This is a genomic window from Blattabacterium cuenoti (assembly GCF_014251255.1).
In the GTDB taxonomy this organism is placed as follows: Bacteria; Bacteroidota; Bacteroidia; order Flavobacteriales; family Blattabacteriaceae; genus Blattabacterium; species Blattabacterium cuenoti_W.
Window position 1 is genome coordinate 104561 of the sequence record NZ_CP059182.1, and the last position, 20264, is coordinate 124824.

Consider the following 20264-nt stretch of genomic DNA (forward strand, 5'->3'; position numbering starts at 1 on the left):
ATAGAAAATTTTATAATTTATTTTCAATGAACATAAGGTATTTGGACACGGTCTCCTTGTACAAAAAAAAAGGATATTTTTTTTCTATTTTTTTTAGAAGGAATTGAGAATATTTATATTTTTTCATGGAAAAAGCAATTAAAGCTGCTTTGTAATAATAAAGAGGAGTAGTGATTTCATTTTCTCTTATTATGGCTGCTTGAACATAATTTTTTAAAGCTTCGTTTTTGTTCCTAATTTGTGAAAAAGCATCGCCTATTATTCCGTATTTTATAGCATATAAAATTTCATCTTTAGACGAAAAATTTTTCATCATATTTATAGATTCTTTATAATTTCCTAATTTATAATAACAAATTCCTGCATAAAATTTAGAAATATTTCCTGCTTTAGTAAAAGGATATTCTTTCACAATTCCATAAAATCCTAAATAATTGATTTTAGTTTTTTTATCATTTAAAGCTTTGCTTATAAATCCTTGTGAAAGGGATTGTTGAGCATAAGTTAATTCCTTTAATGCTTTTTCTTCTTCCAAAGGATATAAAAAAAACTTTTTGTAAAAAAAGTATATTCCGACTAAGAGAATGAAACTATAAAAAAAAATTCTAATTTTTTTTCTATCAATTCTATAAAAAGTTAGAAACATAATGATTCACAGTTGAATTTTTTTTTGAACAAAAAAAAACAAATGAATTTAGTTTTTTTTTCTTAAAACTTCTATACTTTTTATTCTTTTATTATCTATACTTTTTATAATAAAAGAATAATTTAAAAAATTTATTCTTTGTTTTTGTTTTGGAAATTCTTTATTAATTTCTATTAGAAAACCTCCTAAAGTATCTGCATCTCCTTTTTCTTTTTCAAAAATTCCTTCTTCTTCTATTCCCATAATTCTATAAAAATTGATTAGAGAAGTTTTTCCATCAAATAAATAATTATTTTGATTTAACTTAGAATAAGACATATTCTCTTCATCAAATTCATCAACAATATCTCCTACAATTTCCTCAATAACATCTTCAAGAGTCACTATTCCGCAAGTTCCTCCATATTCATCTACTACAATAGCAAGATGTATCTTTTTTTTTTTAAAATCATTTAAAAGATCATCTATTTTTTTATTTTCCGGAACAAAAAAGGGAGAATGAATTAATTTTGTCCATTCAAATTTTTTTTCATGAATAAATGGAAGAAGATCCTTAGCAAAAAGAACTCCTTCTATATCATCAATATTCTCTTTATAAACAGGAATACGAGAATATCCTTGATGACGAACTAATTCTAATACATTAGAAAAAAATGTTTTTTTATTTAAAGCAAACACATCTATTCTTGGAGTCATAATTTGATGTGTTTCTGTATTTCCAAAATCAACAATTCTTTGTAAAAATTGACATTCTTGAATATTTTTTTTATTTGAAGATGCGATCTTTAATGCTTTTGAAAGTTGATCAACAGAAATCATATTCTTTTTTTTACTTATTTTTTTATCTATAAATCTAGAAATTAGAATCATAGTTTGACTAATAGGGTTCAATAAATTACTTAAAAAAAGTAATGGTTTAGACATAAAAAGAGCAAAACGAAAATTGTTTTTACTAGCATATATTTTTGGAATTATTTCTCCAAACAGAAGTAAAAAAAAAGTAAGAACCCCTACTTCTAAAAGAAAGTTAATGGGAATAGAAATTTTATTTATGAAAATATATCTATCTTGAAAAAAAATCGTAATTAAATAAGAACTTAGCAAAACAATTCCAATATTTGAAAAATTATTGGAAATTAATATAGTAGCTAAAAGTTTTTTTTTGTTTTTAAGAATCCTTGAAATTCTATTTCCTATAGAAGGATTTTTTTTACTTTCTTTATCAAGAGTTTTTTTTTCTAAACAAAAAAAAGCCGTTTCTGATCCAGAAATTAGTGCAGAGAAGAATAACAATATTATTATTAATACAAAATAAATAATTATTTGAATATATAAAAAAGTATTTTCTAATTCTAAAAAAATATTCGTCGAAGATTCTTTTTCCAATTCCAAGAGATTAAATTTTTATTTTTTCTAAAAAAATTATCTAAAAAAAATAGATTCTTATCTACCCAATCAAAGATAAAAAAAAAACTAAATCATTTTTTCATGTTTTAAAAACAAGAGAATAGGACTAGGAAAAGGATATTCACAAATTTTTCCATATGGAATAAAAATAAATTTTTCTAAGAATATATTCTTAGAAAAATTTTGTGTTATTTCACAATTTAAAAATTGAATTGATAAGATCTGATGAGTTAGTTTATGTCTTATTTGATAAATAACATTATTATAAATGAGTTGAAATTTTTTCCAAACGTTTTCTCTGATTTCATTCTCCGTTAGTTTTTTCTTAGATTCTATTAAAGGGAAATCATAAAGACCTTTCCATATGTCTTTTGACAACCTCTTATTAAGACAAAGTTTTTTATGATAGTTACATATAAAAATGTAATAGAAAAATCTCCCTAGAATAGGTTTTTTTTTTCTATTGTTTTTAACAGGAAATTTATATACAGTTCCATTTTTAAATGAAAAACAGGAACGTTTTACTGGACATAAAAAGCATTTCGCTTTTTTTGGTGTACATAAAATAGAACCTAAATCCATAATGGCTTGATTAAAAAGACCTGGAAAATTATGATCTATCATTTTTGAAATATAAATTCGAAATTTATTGTTTGAAACAGATAATGTAATGTCATGATAAATTCCTATATATCTAGAAAAAACTCTATAAGCGTTTCCATCAATAGCAGGGATAACTTCATTAAAACATATAGATGCTATAGCCGCACCAGTATATGGACCAATTCCTTTATATTGGATTAAATCTTTGTATTTCTTCGGAAAAAAATCAATTGGCTTATTTTTTAATTTTTTCGCAAAAAAATGAAGATGAATAGCTCTTGTATAATATCCTAACCCTTCCCACTCTTTTAATACATCTTTTTCTTCAGCTTGAGCAAGTTTTTTTAAATTTGGAAATTTTTTTATAAAGTTTAAATAACATTTAATAGTTTTTAATGAAACTTTTGTTTGTTGTAACATAAATTCTGAAACTAATATATAATATGGGTTTTTAGTTTCTCTCCAAGGAAGTTTTCTTCCATTTTTTTTATACCAATTGATTATTTTTTCAGAAAAATACATATCTATTAAAATTTAAAGCAATTTTATAAAAAATTGGTATATTTAGAAAACCTAATTTTGTTATTCGATATATAATGATTAAACATGACAAAAGCAGATATAATAACAGAAATCATATCAGAAACTGGATCTGAGAGAATTGACACGCAAAAGGTGATAGAAACATTTATGAAAAAAATAAAACAAAGTCTGAAATCAGGAGAAAATGTTTACTTAAGAGGATTTGGATCATTTATTATTAAACATCGAGCGAAAAAACTTGGAAGACATATATCAAAGGATATGTCTATTGTAATTCCTGCGCATAATATCCCAGCATTTAAACCTGCGAAATCATTTACTGAGTTAGTCAAAAAAAATGTTCCTATTAAAAAATAATTAACTCATACGTAGTGTTGTGTTTTAGTGGAGTGTCTCTTTTGTAAGATCGATCAACAACGATTGTTAAAAATTATGCCAAACGGAAAAAAAAGAAAAAGACGTAAAATTGCTACCCATAAAAGAAAAAAAAGAAATAGAAAAAATAGGCATAAAAAAAAATGAATAAAAATTTTAATTTAATCTATTGTAATTTCTAAAACTTTTTTTTTTCCTTGTTTTTATAATATTAAAATATGAGTAAAAAATTGATTCTAAATGCTAAAGAAGAACAAAAACTAAAAATAGTTTTTTTTAAAAGAGGGAAAGTTGCTCTAATTTCAGATAGAGAAGTTTTAAAAATAAAAATAATGAGTTCTCTATGGGAGGAGAGTTCTCTGTAGAGTCTAATTTTAGATGAATTAAATGCTACTATTATAATAGTTATATAGTAGGTAGTAGATAATAGATATTGGTCATTAAAAAAAACTCAATAACCTCTTTTCATAAAAGAAAAAACTCAAAAGAAAAAAAAAAATTTTCTTTTGTCAAGAAATTCATTCCTTATTTTCTTTAAAGGAAAGATTCCTAAAAAGGGACAGAATTTCAAGTTCTGAATATAAAAAAACTCAAATAAATTGTATATTCCTCATTTTAAATTTTTCATATTTATAAAAAAAAAATATGAATGTGGGCGTGGTGAAATTGGTAGACACGTCAGACTTAGAATCTGATGCCTATTCGGCATAAGGGTTCGAATCCCTTCGCCCGCACAAACACAAAAAAAATTTCAGTGAATATTTCTTTTTTTATATCCTATATAAATTTGTCTAGGTCTTCCTATAGGTTCTCTATTTAATCTCATTTCTTTCCAATGAGCCATCCATCCAGGCAATCTTCCCAAAGCAAACATAACTGTAAACATGTCTTTTGGAATTCCCATAGCTTGATAAATAATTCCAGAATAAAAATCTATATTTGGATAAAGTTTTTTTTCCATAAAATATGGTTCTTTCAGAACTATTTCTTCAAGTTCTTTTGCTAATTCCAAAATAGGATCAGAAATTCCTAATTTCTGAATAACATTTTCAGCTACTTTTTTTACTATTTTAGCTCTAGGATCAAAATTTTTATAAATTCTATGTCCAAAACCCATTAATCGAAATGGATCTTTTTTATCTTTTGCTTTTTCTATCCATTTTTTTATATTTCCACCACTATTTAAAATGTTTTCTAACATTTCAATTACAGCTTGATTTGCTCCACCATGTAATCTTCCCCAAAGAGCACTAATTCCTGCAGAGACAGATGAAAGAAGGTTAGCATGAACAGAACTTAACAAACGCACTGTTGTTGTAGAACAATTTTGTTCATGGTCTGCATGTAAGATTAAAAGCTTCTCCAAAGCATCTGGAATAACTGGGTTTATTTGATAAGATTTTTTAGGAACAGAAAAAAACATTTTTAAAAGATTATAAGTATAATTATAATCTAGGTTATTGTTATTATTTGTTGTTTTTTCTACATCTACATAATGAATAGGAAGGCCTACCTTTTTTCTGTAAGTTAAAGCTGCTAATATAGGAAGTTTAGCTAGAAGATGAAAATATATATCTTTTTCTTCTTGAATAGTAGAAGAATCTGTAAATGCAGTAAGAATACATGTTAAAGAAGATAAAATTCCCATAGGATGATAAAATGCAGGAATTTTATCAAATATTTTATAAATTTCTTTACTAATTGAATTAAATTCTTCTATTCTTTTAGAGAAGGATTTTAGTTGTCCCGTATTAGGGAGCTCTCCATTTAAAAGAAGGTAACTTGTTTCTATAAACGAACATTTATTAATAATTTGTTCTATAGGATATCCTCTGTATAAAAGCTCTCCTTTTTCTCCGTCTATAAAACTAATAGAGCTTTTAGTAATCCCTGTATTTTTAAATCCTGGATCAAAGGTAATGAACCCTGTATTTTCTCTAAGTTGAGAAATATTAATAGCTTTTTCATAACAATAAGTACCATATACTACTGGTAATTTATAATTACATCCATTAATATCAAAATTAACAATATTGCTGAAGCACATAATAAATAAATTTTTAATTTTGAATCATTAAGAATAATAATAACTAAAACTAATAAAGAAATATAAATATATTGAATAAAAATCATTGAATAATAATACTCATCCCTAATATGAATCAGAAAATCATTTCATCAAATGAAAGAAGAGTATGATATCCTTTTTTTGAAAAGTATTTTTTCATACCTTCTCTATAACTTACTAAAACAAAATCCCCTCCCCAAGTTCCTAAACTTTTTACGACTCCTAAATAATCTGGAAAATATATTTCTTTTACAGTAGGAATATTCAGTGTTTTTGCTATAATCATTTCATGTTGAATTAATAAATCTTCAAATTCTTTCAAAGTTTTACAAAAAGGAATTTTTTGAGTAATGAAGGAAATAGAATTTATTTTTTTTCTGGAAATATTTTTTTTTTTGATAGAAAAAATCTTATTCCATCGCAAGTATTTTGTTTTTTATTAAGATGTAGAAAAAAAAGTTTTTCTTTGAATGTGGGATTAAAATCTATAGGAATAATATGAGGTTTTTTGTTTTTTTTTAATTTGTAAAAAATTGGTTTTTTGTAAAATCCACAAGCAATATCATATCCACTTCCCATTAAGAAATTTTTTTCTAGTAATACATAAGGGTTGACTTTTGCCCATTTTGAAATATTACTTATCAAAGTAGAACTACTTCCTAGCCCCCAATTTATTGGAAATTCTAATTTTGTTTTTACAAATATTTTATTTTCCGAATTTTTCAGAAATTTCTTTTGAAGTTTTCTATATTCTAATAATAAATTTCTTAATTTTAAAGCTGTTTTTTTTTCTGTCTCATAACAAATTTCTAAAGAAGGAAGAATAAAAACACATTCAAACCAAGGTTTATTGATTTCATTTAAACTTTTCCATCGTAACACAGATCCTTTATCTCCGTAATAAATAGAAAGTGATTGTCCTTTCACTGTAGGAAAAGCTAATCCATAAGCTCCATATAAAATTAAATATTCTCCTGTTAACAAAAGTTTTCCATGGCTATAAAAAAATTTTTTGTATTGAAATTTAGGAATCATCCTATAAAAAATTATAATATTGAATTAATTATTTTTTTGTTTATCTTTTGTAAAAGATGGCCAGGTCCTACATCTATAAATGAAATAGCCCCATGATTTTTCATATTTTCTATGGACTGTTTCCATTTCACTGGAGAAGTCAATTGTTGGATAAGGTTTTTTTTGATATTACTGGATTTTTTAACTGGTTGAGCATTTACATTTTGATAGATAGGACATTTGGAATCTTTAAATGAAATGGTTTCTATAAACTTAGAGAACTTTTTTCTAGCGGGTTCCATGATAGGAGAATGAAAAGCTCCATGAACAGGGAGCATCAAAATTTTTCCTCCTATTTTTTTAAAAAAAGAACAAACTCTTTTTAAAGAATCGTATTCTCCAGAAATAACTAATTGTCCTGGATAATTGTAATTAGCAGGAACTATAATTCCATTATCTCTCTTACAAATTTTTTCTATAACATTATCTTCTAATCCAAAAATAGCCGCCATTCCTCCATGTACAGATTCACATATTTCTTGCATTGCTAATGCTCTTTGAGATACTAATCTCAATCCTTCTTCAAAAGAAAAAACATCAATAGAGGTTAAAGCAGATAATTCTCCTAGAGAATGTCCAGCTACCATATCTGGATTAAAATTATTTAATATTTTTGTTTTTATTACTGAATAAATATAAATTGCCAATTGTGTGTACTTAGTTTTTTTTAGAATTTCCATAGTTCCGTTGAACATAATACATGTCATTTGAAATCCTAAAATATCATCTGATAAATGAAATAATTTTCTAGCTAAACTAGAAGTATTGTATAAATCTTTTCCCATTCCTATAAATTGGGATCCCTGACCAGGAAATATATAAGCTTTCATATGTAGAGATATTTGAGAAACAAAATTACTACATGTCATGAAAATAACCGATACTCATACACATTTATATATGAATCAATTTGATGTAGATAGAGATCTTGTAATAAAAAGAGCAATAGATAGTGGAATAAATAGATTTTATCTTCCTTCTATCAATACTTCTACAATTCCAAAAATATTAAAGTTAGAAGAAAAATATCCTAATATATGTTTTTCTATGATAGGATTGCATCCTAGTGAAGTAGATTCAGAAAATTTAGAATATGAATTGAAAAATATTGAAAAATGGTTAAATAATCATCGTTCATTTCTTTTTGTGGGAGAAATAGGAATAGATTTGCATTTAGGAAATAAATATCTTCATGAACAAAAATACGTTTTTCAAACTCAAGTGCAATGGGCAAAAAAGAAAAAAAAACCTATATCTATTCATTGTAGAAAAGCTTTTGATCAAGTTTTTGAAATCTTATCAAAAGAAAAAGATTCCAATTTAAAGGGAATCTTTCATTGTTTTTCTGGAACATTAGAACAAGCAAAACAAATTATTGATTTTGGAATCAAACTAGGAATTGGAGGAATGATTACTTTTAAAAATAATTATATGAATCAATTTTTACATAAAATAAGTTTAGATAATATAGTATTAGAAACAGATTCTCCATATTTATCTCCTTATCCTTTTAGGGGAAAAAGAAATGAACCTGTTTATCTTAAAATAATTTTGAATAAATTATCTCAAATTTATTCTATTTCAGAAGAAAAAATCGCTCAAATTATTAATTTGAATGTAGAAAATCTCATGTTTTCTTTCTCATGATTTTTTTTACACCATTTTTTCTGGTCTTACTAATTTATCAAATTCTTCAATGGTTAAATATCCCAATCTAACAGCTTCTTCTTTCAATGTCGTATTGTTTTTATATGCATATTTTGCAATTTTTGCTGATTTTTCATATCCAATATGAGGGTTAAGGGCCGTAACGAGCATTAAAGATTTATCTAATAATTCTTTAATTCTCTTATAATTTGGCATAATTCCTTTTACACAAAAATTAGAAAAAGAAATACAAGCATCTGACAAAAGATGTGCAGATTGTAAAAAATTATATGCCATCAATGGTTTATAAACATTTAGTTCATAATTTCCTGAAGATCCAGCTATTGAAATTGAAACGTCATGTCCTATAACTTGTGTACAAACCATAATAAGCGCTTCACACTGTGTCGGATTTATTTTTCCAGGCATAATGGAAGATCCAGGTTCATTTTCAGGAAGAAAAATTTCTCCAATTCCAGAACGTGGTCCAGAAGCTAAAAAACGAATATCATTTGATATTTTAATTAAAGAAACAGCGATCTGTTTTAGTGAATTATGAGATTCAACAATAGCATCATGAGATGCTAAAGCTTCGAATTTATTATTCGCAATTTTAAATGGAATCCCAGTATATTGACAAATGTACTCTATAACTTTAGAATCGTATCCTTTAGGAGAATTTAGTCCAGTTCCTACAGCAGTAGCTCCAATAGCTAATTGGGAAAGATGTTCTAAAGTTTTTTTTATAGAATTTAATCCATGATCTATTTGAGAAACATATCCTGAAAATTCTTGTCCCAAAGTTATAGGAACAGCATCCATAAGATGAGTTCTTCCTATTTTAACCACATTTTTAAAAGAATTGGATTTTTTTTCTAAAGAATTACGTAGTTCTCTTATAGAAGGAATGGTTTTTTCTATGAGTTTTTTATAACATGCTATATGCATTGCCGTAGAATAAGTGTCGTTAGATGATTGAGATTTGTTGACATCATCATTTGGATGGATTGAAGATCTTCCTTTTCCAAGAATTCCTCCCATTAAAACATGAGATCTATTGGAAATAACTTCATTGACATTCATATTAGAATGCGTTCCAGATCCTGTTTGCCATATTACTAAAGGAAATTGATCATTTAATTTTCCTTCTATAATTTCATCGCACACTAAAGTAATTAAATCTCTTTTTTTTTTGGATAAAATTCCAAATTCAAAATTTGCGTGTGCTGCCGCTTTTTTTAAAATAGAAAAAGCATGAATAATTTCTATGGGCATAGAACCCTCTAATCCTATTTTAAAATTGTTTCTTGATCTTTCTGTTTGAGCTCCCCAATATTTATCAATAGGGATTTGGACGCTTCCTAAAGTGTCTTTTTCTGTCCTAAAAGTCATTTTCCTATTTTTTTTTACGAAATTAATAAATTAAAATAATTTAAATTTTTAGTTTTTATAATGATAATTAAATTTATAGGTTTTTTATTTTTCATTTTCATAATGATATCTGGTTTTTGGTGTATTTTTTTTTTATTTTTTTTTAGTATTTATTGGATCATTAGCATATTCACTAGTTTCATAAAAAAAATATGGATAAAAAAAAACAAAAAATAAATTCTAAAAAAATTAGAATCTATAAAAAAATATTGAAAAGCAAATATTTTTGGATTAGTTTATTCTTTTTTATATGGATATCTTTTTTTGATACAAATTCTTTAGTATTACATTGGGAATTAAATAGAAGTATAAAAGAAATGATATTAGATAGAGATTTTTTAGAAAAAAGAATTTTTTTGGAAAAAAATTTTTTGAAAAAATTAAATACAGATAACAAATGTTTGGAAAAATTAGCGAGAGAAAAATTTTACATGAAAAAAGATAATGAAGATTTATTCGTCATAAAAAACAAAAAATGATATCATCGTCCCATATAAATCAACAATATGCTTAAATCTGAAGGTGTAATTCCGCTAATTCTAGATGCTTGAGAGAGTGACTCTGGTCTATGATAATTGAGCTTCTCTTTAGCTTCTGTAGAAATGGATCTGATCTTTTCGTAATCAAAATTATTTGGAATACGAATATTTTCAAGTTTTAATAATTTTTTTGCATTTTCTTTTTCTCTTTCAATATATCCTCTATATTTAATACGAATAGAAACTTGCTCTAATATTTCTTTAGAAAAATCATTTTTTTCTATCTCCTTTTTTAAAAAAGGAATCAACGTAATGTCTTGTATGTTTATTTCAGAACGAGATAAAATTGTTTCTATTTTTTTTTTATGATGAATAATTGGAGACTTTTTATCAATTAAAATGGGATTGATAATGTCTGGTTTCAAATAATTTTTTTTAAAGAAAGAAATACATTTTTCTATTTTGTATTTTTTTTGCTCTATTTTTTTCATATTTTTTTCTGAAATTAATCCAATTTTATATCCCATATGTGTTAGTCTTTCATCTGCATTATCTTGACGTAACAACATTCTATATTCAGCTCTTGAAGTAAACATTCTATAAGGTTCTTCTGTTCCTTTTATAGTTAAATCATCTATTAAAACACCTATATAAGCTTCATTTCTTTTAAGAAAAAAAGGATTTTTTTTATTAATTTTTAGATGAGCGTTAATTCCTGCAATTAGTCCTTGAGCAGCCGCTTCTTCATATCCTGTTGTTCCATTAATTTGTCCAGCAAAAAATAGATTATGAATCAATTTACTTTCTAAAGTAAGTTTTAATTGAGTAGGAGGAAAATAATCATATTCAATAGCATATCCAGGTCTTAACATTTTTACTTTTTCAAATCCAGGAATTTTTTTTATAGCTTGATGTTGTACCTTTTCTGGTAAAGAAGTGGAAAAACCATTTAGATAGACTTCTACAGTTTTCCATCCTTCTGGTTCAACAAAAATTTGATGTTCTTTTTTATCAGAAAATCTATAAATTTTCTCTTCAATAGAAGGACAATATCTAGGACTTACGCCTTTAATATTTCCTGTAAAAATTGGAGATTCATTAAAATTATTACTAATAAAACTATGTATTTCTTGATTTGTATAAGTAATATGACATTCACGTTGTTTTTTTAATTTTTTTGTTTTATAATAAAAAGAGAATTTTTTTGGATTTATATCTCCTTTCTGAGATTCCATTTTTTTGTAATTTAAAGAACGTCCATCTACTCTTGGAGAAGTTCCTGTTTTCATTCTTCCATATTTTAATCCAAAATTTTTAATTAATTGTTCCGTGATTCCTTTAACTTTTGGTTCAGATATTCTTCCTCCATCAATTCTTTTTTTTCCAATAAAAATTTTCCCATTTAAAAATGTCCCATTTGTTAGTATTACTGATTTTCCCTTAATTTTTGTACCTAAAGAAGTAATTATTCCTTCAATTTTATTTTTTTTTATCACCAAAGATGTAACTGTTTCTTGATATAGATCTAACTTTGTATTTTTTTCTAAAAAAAATCTCCAATTATCTGAAAATAATTTTCTATCACATTGTGCTCTAGGACTCCACATAGCAGGACCTTTTGATTTATTTAACATTCTAAATTGTATCATACTATAATCTGTAATTATTCCTGAATAACCACCTAAAGCATCTATTTCTCTAATTATTTGTCCTTTGGCTATTCCTCCTATAGCTGGATTACATGACATTTGACCTATTGTTTGTAAATTGGTTGTAATCAGCAAAGTTTTTGATCCCATATTAGATGCTGCAGAAGCTGCTTCTGCTCCAGCATGTCCTCCTCCAACAACAATAACATCATATGTATTTAAAAACATGACTTTTTTTTCAAAATTGAAATAAATTTAAATAAAACTCTTCTTTTTTTTTCATCAATTTTCTATTGATTTTATCTTGATCGTCATATCCTAAAAAGTGTAATATAGCATGGATCATTACTCGTTTTAATTCTACCTGAAAAAGTTGATTCCATCGTTTGGAGTTAGAGAATATTCTATCTATACTGATAAATATATCTCCTGAAATAGAAGAATAAGTTTTTGTAAAATTATTGTTTTTTTTTTTCTTATTGTGTATCATAGAATGATTAAAAGAAATGACATCTGTATAATAATCTTTATTAAGATATTTTTTGTTCATATTTAAAATAAAATTGTCATCACAAAAAATATAATTAATATTTCCAGCATATTTTCCTTCATTTTTTAATATCATGCAAATTTTTTTACTAAAAAAAGATTCATTTTTAATAGAAAAATTAGAAACCTCATAAAAGAAATTAATCATAATGAAATAAAATAATAATGATCATTATAATGAATGATTTTGTATTTTTTATGAAAAAAATAAATAATTTTATTTTCAATGAAAAAAATAATCAAAAAAATTCCAAATACTTTGACTTTATTCAATTTATTTTTTGGATGTATTTCGCTCACTTTTTTACAATCAAAACATTTTGAATGTTCCGCTTTTTTCACTATGCTTTCATTAATTGTTGATTTATTAGATGGATTTTTTTCTAGATTTCTAAATATAGAAAATGAATTTGGAAAAGAATTAGATTCTTTAGCCGATATGGTTTCTTTTGGAATTGTTCCATCTATGATAGTTTTTTTTCTATTAAAAAATGAAAAAATACCGTTTATCGAATGGAGTGCTTTTTTTATTTCCATATTTTCTGCATGGCGTTTAGCTCAATTCAATATTTTTTTTTCTAAAAAAAATGAAAAAAAAAGAAATTATTATGGATTATCCACTCCAATTAATACCTTATTTTTTTCATCTTTATCTATGATAAAGGATCACATTCTATTATCTCCTATTATAATACTTATGATGGTTTTTCTATCTTGTTATTTTTTAATATCTAAAATTCCTATGTTTTCTTTCTACTTTGATGGATTTTCTTGGAAAAAAAATAAAATACGTTATTTATTTTTATTGATGAGTATATTTCTTTTATTAACTTTACACATGTTTTCTTTACCATGCATTATCATTTTTTATATTATAACTTCAATTTCAATTTATTATAATAAGTTGAATAGAAAAAATTCACACTAAATGAAACTCCAACTTCATCGTCCTATTTGTTTTTTTGACATAGAAGCTACAGGAATCAACATTGGAAAAGATAGAATTATTGAAATATCTATATTAAAAATATTTCCAAATGGAGAGAAGGAAGATAAAACTTGGTTGATTTATCCTGGAATTCCGATACCTCCACAATCAACAGCTATTCACGGAATTAAAGATGAGGATGTTTCAGGAAAATCCCCATTTAAAGATGTAGCTATACATATTTTTAATATGATTGAAAATTCGGATTTAGCAGGATATAATTCTAATAGATTCGACATTCCAATTTTAGCTGAAGAAATGCTTCGTGCAGGAATATCTTTTGATATAAAAAAACATAAGACAATAGATGTTCAAGTAATTTTTCACAAAATGGAACCTAGAACTCTTTCTGCTGCTTATAAATATTTTTGTAAAAAAAATTTAATGAAAGCTCATAGTTCCAAAGCAGATACATATGCTACATATGAAATTCTACTAGCACAATTAGAAAAATATGAAGACTTAAAAAAAGACGTCAAAAGTTTAAATCAGTTTTCAAAACAAAAAAATATAGCAGATCTTGCAGGGTTTATAAAAATAGATGAAGAAGGAAATGAAATATTTAACTTCGGAAAATATAAAGGAGAAAAAGTTTGCGAAATCTTTGATAAAGATCCTAATTATTATGGATGGATGCAAAATTCTGATTTTCCTCTATATACTAAAAAAATATTAACGAATGTTAAACTAAAGAAATTTAATAATAAATAATTCTTTTAATTCTTTTGAATAAGATCTTCTAATTTTTTTTCTACAAAAAGGGTCAAATTTTTTCCTTTTAATAAGTTTTTTGATAAAAAAGTTAAATTTAAAGCTTCTTGAAGAAGATTGTTTCTTTTTTCTTCAAATGGAGTATCTAATATTTTTTTTATTATAACATGATTTGTATTGACAACCAATTCATAAAATTTTTCTTTATTATTTTTTTTAATATCACTTTTTACAAAAAAATTCATTTCTTTCATTCTACGTAAAAATTCCGGTATAATAATTAAAAAAGGAGAATCTTTTTTGGATAAATTTTCCAATTTAATAGTAGAAAATCTATATTCATTTAATTCATTTTTTAAATAAGTATTTATCATTTTTTTCAAATTTTCTTTCTCTCTGTAAGAAAGTTCTGAATCAGATTTCTCTTCTTTCTCTTCTTGAGGGATTAATTTATTAATATGATCTGAATCTATACGAACAAAAGAAATATCTTTATGGAAAAATTCTAGTTTTTGTATCAAATGAACTGTGAGAGGACTGTCTAAAATTAAAACTTCATAAGATTTATTTTCTGCATCTTTAATGTAACTATATTGTTTTTCTATATCAGAAGTATAAAGAAAAATTATTTTTCCTTCTTTATTTTTTTGAAAATCTTTAATTTTTTCCTTAAATTCATCAAGTGTAAAATAAATATTTTTTATAGTAGAATATAAAAAGAATTTATTGGCTCTTTCAAAGAAATTTTCCGCACTAATCATTCCATATTCTACAAAAATTTTGATATATTTCCATTTTTTTTGAAAATTTTCTCTATCTGTTTTAAACATAGAATCAAGTTTATCAGATACTTTTCTAGTTATATATTTTGAAATATTTTTTACAGATGTATCTGATTGTAAATGAGAACGTGATACATTAAGAGGAATATCTGGAGAATCGATAACTCCTCTTAATAAACTTAAAAAATCTGGAACAATTCTCTCTAAGTTATCTGTAATATAAACTTGATTTTGATACAAGTGAATTTTATCTCTTTGAAAATCAATTTTATTATCTATTTCTGGAAAATATAAAATTCCCGTCAAACGAAATGGATGATCTATATTTAAATGAATCCAAAATAAAGGATCTTCCATTTGTTTTGGATATAATTCATGATAAAAATTTAAATAATCTTTTTCCTTTAAATGAAAAGGATTTTTTCTCCAAGCAGGATCAACATTATTGATAATAATTTCTTTTTCTTTTTCTGAAGAGAAAGAAATCATTACAGGCATAAATTTACAATATTTATGAAGTAATTCTAAAATACGATCGTGTTCTAAAAATTCTTTGCTTTCCTCATTAATAAATAAAATAATTTCTGTTCCTCTGTTTCTTCTTTCTGTTTCCTTCATAGAAAATTTTGGAGATCCTTCGCAAGACCAAAAGACAGAAGGAGAATCTTTCTTGTAAGATTGAGTTAATATTATCACTTTTTCTGAGACCATAAAAGAAGAATAAAATCCTAATCCAAAATGACCAATAATAGAAGAAGACAGATTTTTTTTATCTTCGTATTTTTTTATAAATTCTTCAGCACCAGAAAAAGCAATTTGATTAATATATTTTTCTACTTCTTCTTTTGTCATTCCTATTCCATTATCAATAATATGAATAGTTTTCTTTTTCTTATCTATTTTGATGATTATCTTAAAATCATTTCCAAAATCTTCATCTATTTCTCCTGATTTTGCTATAGTTTTTAATTTTAAAATAGCATCAGTTGCATTGGAAACGAGTTCTCTTAAAAAAATTTCTTGATCCGAGTAAAGAAATCTTTTAATAATAGGAAAAATATTGTCAGAAGTAACGCTAATTTGATCATTTTTCATATTCAGAATAAAAAAAAATGTGAATAATAAAATAAAACAAAGATTATACCATTTTTAATGGATAAGACATTCTGTCAGTTTCAAATCAAACTTTTTTTTGGAAAAAAAGAGTCTACAAATTTTTTTCCATCAAATTCTTTTAAATCTTGTATTTTTTCCCCTATTCCAATATACTTAATTGGTATTTTAAATTGATCCATTATTCCTATAACCACTCCTCCTTTAGCTGTTCCTTCTAATTTTGTTAGAATTAGAGAAGAAACTTTTACAAAAGTAGTGAATTTCTTAACTTGTTCAAAAGCATTTTGTCCCGTGGAACTATCTAAAACAAGTATAATTTCATGAGGAGATTCAGGGATAATCTTTTTCATTACTCTGCTTATTTTAGAAAGTTCTTCCATAAGATTTATGCGATTTTGCAATCTTCCAGCTGTATCAATTAATACAACATCTATGTTTTTAGATATCGCAGATTTCAAAGTATCGTATGCAACAGATGCTGGATCTGCATGTATATGTTGTTTTATTAATGGAACATTAGCTCTATTTGCCCATATTTCAAGTTGGGTTACAGCAGCAGCACGAAATGTATCTGAAGCTCCTATCATCACATTAAATTTTTTATTTTTTAAAAAAAATGCTAATTTTCCAATTGTCGTTGTTTTTCCTACACCATTGACTCCAACCATCATAATAACATATGGTTTTTTTTCATATTTTATTTTTTTTTCTAAACATTCATTTTGAATATCTACAAAAAGAACTTCTATTTCCTCTTTAAGAAGTTTATATAGACCTTGAATAGGAATATCTTCATATTTTTCTTTTTTAATCTTTTTTTCAAGACTATTGATAATTTTTATAGTTGTTTTTGTTCCTATATCTGAAGATAATAATATATCTTCTATATGATCAATAAAATTGATATCTAATTTAGATTTTCTAAAAAAAAGATTTTTTATTTTAGAAAAGAAAGATTCTCTAGTTTTATTTAATTCAGGATCAAATGTTTTTTCTTTTTCTTTTTTTAAAAACATAAAAATTATTAATAATAATGATTTAAAATAATAAATTAGTCATTTTTTTCTAAAAAATCTTTAACTTCACTATCAATTAACATTTTCTCCTCAAAAATATAAGATCCAGATTTTTTTTTAGATTTTATAATTTTAATGGCTAGAGTCATTTTTTTTGATATTTTTTTTTTGTTTTCTATAATAATCTTTTTAGGACTATTTTTATTACTATTACTACTAGTAGAAGTAGGCATAAAACTAATTTTATTTTATTTCTTTATGAAGAGTATATCTTTTTAAGATGGGATTATATTTTTTTAATTCGATTCTATCAGGTGTATTTTTTTTATTTTTTGTAGTTATATATCTGGAACACCCAGGTTTTCCACTTTTTTTTTGTTCAGTACATTCCAATATGACTTGGATTCTATTTCCTTTTTTTCCCATTATGTTCTAATTTTTTTTATTTTCTTCTTTAATTTAAATTTAAAACGTTTTAATGCATTTTCAATTCCAATTTTATTAATTAGTTTAATAGCGGAAGCACAAATTTTTAAGGTAATCCATTTCTTTTCTTCTATTAAAAAAAAACGTTTTTTACACAAATTAATATGAAAACGACGTTTTTTTTTGTTGTTTGCATGAGAAACTTTATTTCCCACCATAGCCTTTTTCCCCGTTAATTCACAAACTTTTGACATAATTATTTTTTTTTTATAAATTGTTTTTTTACATTCTTACACAAGAAAGAATCTAAGATAGAAAAAATCTTTTTTTTCAATTTAACGAAAAAGTTAAAACCGTTATTATTTTATTTCATATTATTTTATTAATAATAAAATGTCAGGACATAGCAAATGGTCAAATATACAGCATAGAAAATCTAATCAGGATTTTAGAAGATCTAAAAAGTTTTCTAAAATCATTAAAGAAATTTCTACTGCCGTTAAAGAAACAGGAAAAAATAAAACTTCATTTCGTTTAAGAAATGCAATACTCAATGCAAAGTCAGTTAATATTCCTAAACAAACTATAGAAAGAGCAATACAAAAAGCTTTACACAATAATAAGAAAAATAATAATTATAAAAATATAAATTTAGAAGGAAAAGTTCACGGAATCAGTTTGATTATAGAGTGTACAACAGATAATAGTATTAGAACAATTTCCAATATAAGAACTTTCTTTAATAAAAGAAGAGGAAGATTATGTAATAATGGAGAGCTTATTCATTTATTTAATAGAATAGGAATTTTTTCTATAAAAAAAAATGATATTATCAATTTTTCTATGGAAGATTTTGAACTTATGTTAATAGATTTTGGGGCTAAAGATATTGTAAAAGAAAAAAACATAATATTTGTTTCCACAAATTTTGAATATTTTGGTTTTATGAAAAATAATTTAGAAAAATTGAAAATATTTCATAATTATGAAATTAAACGGATTGCTACACATAGCAAAACTATTTCAGGGAAAAATGAAAAAAAAATATTAAATTTAATTGAAGAACTTAAAAAAAATGAAGATGTAAAAAATATTTACTCTAATTTACTAATTAGAAATAAAAAGATAAATCAAAACCAATGAAAGCAAAACGTCCTATCGCGTTTTTATTAAAAAAAATGAGGAAAGTCCGGACACCATAGAGCAGTACAATGGGTAACCCCCATCCACCGAAAGGTGAGGAATAGTGCAACAGAAAGAAAGTACAGTTTAGCTGTAGTGAAATCATGTAAACTCTGTACGGTGAAATGCCATGTACACCGGAAAACTGGCTCGGTTGATTACCGGGGGGTAGGCAGATAGAGATTGTGGGTAACCTATATCCTAGATAAATGATAGGAATAAAAACAGAATCCGGCTTATAGTTTTGCTTTTTTTTTATGTAGATATGTTGTGTAGATTTGGAGAGATGGCCGAGAGGCTTAAGGCGCACGTCTGGAAAGCGTGTTCACAAAAGAAAGTGTCAAGGGTTCGAATCCCTTTCTCTCCGCTAACTAATCCTAGTTAAGAATAGTTTTCTATATCTCTTAATTTTTTTTCAATCAAATTTTTCCTTACTCCAATCACTTTATCTATATCCTGAGAGGCTGCTTGTAATTTATCTTGTGCTTGAGAAAGCAATAATCCAAATTTTGTAAATTCTTTTTTTACAATTTCTAAAACTTTCCATACTTCAGAAGTTCTTTTTTGAATAGCTAAAGTGCGAAATCCTATCTGTAAACTATTTAACATAGCTGCTAATGTAGAGGGACCTGTAATGACTATTTTATATTTTCTTTGTATTTCTTCTAATAAACTTGAATTTTTTACAATTTCTGCGTATATCCCTTCAAATGGTAAAAAAAGGATGGCAAAATCAGTAGTATGTGGAGGATCTATATATTTATCTTTAATTTCTCTAGACATTTTTTTAAGAACGGATTCCATATTTTTTTTAGCTGTTTCTATATTTTTTTTCTCCCCTTTATTATAAGCATCTTGTATTTTTTCATAAGTTTCTTTCGGAAATTTAACATCAATTGGCAACCATATAACATTTCCATCTCCAAGTCCTGGAAGTTTAATTGCAAATTCCACTACACAATTTGTACTAGATTTTGTAATCACATTACATGCATATTGATCTGGAGAAAGAATTTGTTGCAACAACATTGAAAGTTGCATTTCGCTAAAACTACCACATATTTTTACGTGATTCAAAGTTTTTTTTAGAGAACTAACATCTTGTGCTAAGTTTTTCATTTTTACTAATCCTTCCTGTAAAGAAAATAATTGGGTTCCAATAATTTCAAATGATTTTCCTAAATGTAAATTCAAAGATTTTTGTAATTTTTCATTTACAATATCTTTGATTTCTTCTAATTTTTTTTCTGTTATTTCAATAAATTTTTCTTGTTTTTTATGAAAAAAATTCAAATTATTTATTTGATTTTCAATAATAAAAGAATTTTTTTTCTCTATAAATTCTTGAAAATCTCTTATATATTGTATGAGTTCTTTTTTTACTTCTTTTAAAGAATTTAGAAATTCTATTCTATCATATTGATATGCTTTTTGTATTTCATTTTTATGATTCCTTAATTCTTCTCTTAAAAAAAATTCTAATTTTTTAAAAAAATAAAAAGATATGAAAAAGAAAATAAAAGTACATAAACATAAAAAACACAAAGTATAATAATACAACATATTTGTCTA

23 protein-coding genes, 2 tRNA genes and 1 other RNA gene are annotated in these 20264 nt (G+C 24.9%); 10 read left to right on the forward strand and 16 right to left on the reverse strand.

Going from position 1 to position 20264, the window contains the following annotated elements:
* Window positions 1–10: 10 nt before the first annotated feature.
* The 3 genes from H0H77_RS00460 to H0H77_RS00470 all read right to left on the reverse strand — a co-directional run bounded on the left by H0H77_RS00460 (window position 11) and on the right by H0H77_RS00470 (window position 3178).
* Entirely contained in the window at window positions 11–535 is a 525-nt protein-coding gene (locus tag H0H77_RS00460) for a tetratricopeptide repeat protein (protein WP_238783803.1), read from the reverse strand.
* Window positions 536–694: 159 nt separating this feature from the next.
* Window positions 695–2032, reverse strand: a complete 1338-nt coding sequence (gene gldE / locus H0H77_RS00465) for a gliding motility-associated protein GldE (RefSeq protein ID WP_185851655.1) — start codon at window positions 2030–2032, stop codon at window positions 695–697.
* 87 nt (window positions 2033–2119) lie between these two features.
* On the reverse strand, window positions 2120–3178 hold the full coding sequence (locus H0H77_RS00470; protein ID WP_185851656.1) for an A/G-specific adenine glycosylase: 1059 nt from the start codon (window positions 3176–3178) through the stop codon (window positions 2120–2122).
* An 84-nt stretch (window positions 3179–3262) separates the two neighbouring features.
* On the opposite strand from H0H77_RS00470, the gene H0H77_RS00475 reads away from it, so the two are divergent.
* From H0H77_RS00475 to H0H77_RS00485, 3 genes are all read left to right on the forward strand, one after another.
* The gene (locus H0H77_RS00475; protein WP_185851657.1) at window positions 3263–3556 is read left to right on the forward strand and encodes an HU family DNA-binding protein; all 294 of its coding nucleotides are present in this window, start codon (window positions 3263–3265) and stop codon (window positions 3554–3556) included.
* Between the two features lie 236 nt (window positions 3557–3792).
* On the forward strand, window positions 3793–3939 hold the full coding sequence (locus H0H77_RS00480) for a hypothetical protein (protein WP_185851658.1): 147 nt from the start codon (window positions 3793–3795) through the stop codon (window positions 3937–3939).
* A gap of 286 nt (window positions 3940–4225) precedes the next feature.
* A tRNA-Leu gene (locus H0H77_RS00485) sits at window positions 4226–4308 on the forward strand.
* 17 nt (window positions 4309–4325) lie between these two features.
* Here the strand turns inward: H0H77_RS00485 and H0H77_RS00490 are convergent.
* From H0H77_RS00490 to fabD, 4 genes are all read right to left on the reverse strand, one after another.
* On the reverse strand, window positions 4326–5621 hold the full coding sequence (locus H0H77_RS00490; RefSeq protein ID WP_185851659.1) for a citrate synthase: 1296 nt from the start codon (window positions 5619–5621) through the stop codon (window positions 4326–4328).
* Between the two features lie 115 nt (window positions 5622–5736).
* Window positions 5737–5964 (reverse strand): hypothetical protein, encoded by a 228-nt coding sequence (locus tag H0H77_RS03070; protein WP_238783804.1) that lies wholly within the window; start codon window positions 5962–5964, stop codon window positions 5737–5739.
* A gap of 44 nt (window positions 5965–6008) precedes the next feature.
* A complete protein-coding gene (locus tag H0H77_RS00495) occupies window positions 6009–6677 on the reverse strand; it encodes a GYDIA family GHMP kinase (protein ID WP_238783805.1) in 669 nt (222 codons plus the stop codon).
* A gap of 11 nt (window positions 6678–6688) precedes the next feature.
* Window positions 6689–7546, reverse strand: a complete 858-nt coding sequence (gene fabD, locus H0H77_RS00500) for an ACP S-malonyltransferase (RefSeq protein WP_185851660.1) — start codon at window positions 7544–7546, stop codon at window positions 6689–6691.
* 37 nt (window positions 7547–7583) lie between these two features.
* On the opposite strand from fabD, the gene H0H77_RS00505 reads away from it, so the two are divergent.
* Window positions 7584–8363: a TatD family hydrolase gene (locus tag H0H77_RS00505; protein ID WP_185851661.1), complete on the forward strand. Its 780-nt coding sequence runs from the start codon at window positions 7584–7586 to the stop codon at window positions 8361–8363.
* 6 nt (window positions 8364–8369) lie between these two features.
* Here the strand turns inward: H0H77_RS00505 and fumC are convergent, their stop codons facing one another.
* Window positions 8370–9755, reverse strand: a complete 1386-nt coding sequence (gene fumC, locus H0H77_RS00510) for a class II fumarate hydratase (RefSeq protein WP_185851662.1) — start codon at window positions 9753–9755, stop codon at window positions 8370–8372.
* A gap of 191 nt (window positions 9756–9946) precedes the next feature.
* Between fumC and H0H77_RS00515 the strand changes: the two genes are divergently transcribed.
* On the forward strand, window positions 9947–10273 hold the full coding sequence (locus tag H0H77_RS00515; protein ID WP_185851663.1) for an FtsB family cell division protein: 327 nt from the start codon (window positions 9947–9949) through the stop codon (window positions 10271–10273).
* A gap of 2 nt (window positions 10274–10275) precedes the next feature.
* Here H0H77_RS00515 and mnmG read toward each other — a convergent pair whose 3' ends face one another.
* A complete protein-coding gene (gene mnmG / locus H0H77_RS00520; protein ID WP_185851664.1) occupies window positions 10276–12150 on the reverse strand; it encodes a tRNA uridine-5-carboxymethylaminomethyl(34) synthesis enzyme MnmG in 1875 nt (624 codons plus the stop codon).
* 10 nt (window positions 12151–12160) lie between these two features.
* Window positions 12161–12619 carry an rRNA maturation RNase YbeY gene (ybeY, locus tag H0H77_RS00525; protein WP_185851665.1) on the reverse strand — a complete coding sequence of 153 codons (459 nt, stop codon included), beginning with the start codon at window positions 12617–12619 and terminating at the stop codon, window positions 12161–12163.
* 78 nt (window positions 12620–12697) lie between these two features.
* Here ybeY and H0H77_RS00530 point away from each other — a divergent pair, with 78 nt between their 5' ends.
* Together H0H77_RS00530 and H0H77_RS00535 are read left to right on the forward strand one after the other, a co-directional pair.
* Window positions 12698–13399: a CDP-alcohol phosphatidyltransferase family protein gene (locus H0H77_RS00530; RefSeq protein ID WP_185851666.1), complete on the forward strand. Its 702-nt coding sequence runs from the start codon at window positions 12698–12700 to the stop codon at window positions 13397–13399.
* Window positions 13400–14170: a 3'-5' exonuclease gene (locus H0H77_RS00535; protein ID WP_185851667.1), complete on the forward strand. Its 771-nt coding sequence runs from the start codon at window positions 13400–13402 to the stop codon at window positions 14168–14170.
* Window positions 14171–14175: 5 nt separating this feature from the next.
* On the opposite strand, the gene htpG is transcribed toward H0H77_RS00535, so the two are convergent.
* From htpG to rpmB, 5 genes are all read right to left on the reverse strand, one after another.
* Window positions 14176–16047: a molecular chaperone HtpG gene (gene htpG, locus H0H77_RS00540; protein WP_185851668.1), complete on the reverse strand. Its 1872-nt coding sequence runs from the start codon at window positions 16045–16047 to the stop codon at window positions 14176–14178.
* 80 nt (window positions 16048–16127) lie between these two features.
* On the reverse strand, window positions 16128–17084 hold the full coding sequence (ftsY, locus tag H0H77_RS00545) for a signal recognition particle-docking protein FtsY (protein ID WP_185851669.1): 957 nt from the start codon (window positions 17082–17084) through the stop codon (window positions 16128–16130).
* 35 nt (window positions 17085–17119) lie between these two features.
* On the reverse strand, window positions 17120–17317 hold the full coding sequence (locus H0H77_RS03105; RefSeq protein WP_185851670.1) for a DUF4295 family protein: 198 nt from the start codon (window positions 17315–17317) through the stop codon (window positions 17120–17122).
* 10 nt (window positions 17318–17327) lie between these two features.
* Window positions 17328–17510: a 50S ribosomal protein L33 gene (gene rpmG / locus H0H77_RS00555; protein ID WP_185851671.1), complete on the reverse strand. Its 183-nt coding sequence runs from the start codon at window positions 17508–17510 to the stop codon at window positions 17328–17330.
* Window positions 17510–17764, reverse strand: coding sequence for a 50S ribosomal protein L28 (gene rpmB / locus H0H77_RS00560; protein ID WP_185851672.1), 255 nt, complete (start codon window positions 17762–17764; stop codon window positions 17510–17512). The genes rpmG and rpmB overlap by 1 nt, the downstream gene beginning before the upstream one ends.
* 139 nt (window positions 17765–17903) lie before the next feature.
* Between rpmB and H0H77_RS00565 the strand changes: the two genes are divergently transcribed.
* From H0H77_RS00565 to H0H77_RS00575, 3 genes are all read left to right on the forward strand, one after another.
* Window positions 17904–18653 carry a YebC/PmpR family DNA-binding transcriptional regulator gene (locus H0H77_RS00565; RefSeq protein ID WP_185851673.1) on the forward strand — a complete coding sequence of 250 codons (750 nt, stop codon included), beginning with the start codon at window positions 17904–17906 and terminating at the stop codon, window positions 18651–18653.
* Window positions 18653–18947, forward strand: an RNA gene (gene rnpB, locus H0H77_RS00570) — RNase P RNA component class A. Before H0H77_RS00565 ends, rnpB begins: the two co-directional genes overlap by 1 nt.
* Before the next feature lie 25 nt (window positions 18948–18972).
* Window positions 18973–19059: transfer RNA gene (locus H0H77_RS00575), tRNA-Ser, on the forward strand.
* A gap of 14 nt (window positions 19060–19073) precedes the next feature.
* Here the strand turns inward: H0H77_RS00575 and H0H77_RS00580 are convergent.
* Window positions 19074–20255: a DNA recombination protein RmuC gene (locus H0H77_RS00580; RefSeq protein WP_185851674.1), complete on the reverse strand. Its 1182-nt coding sequence runs from the start codon at window positions 20253–20255 to the stop codon at window positions 19074–19076.
* Window positions 20256–20264 lie beyond the last annotated feature (9 nt).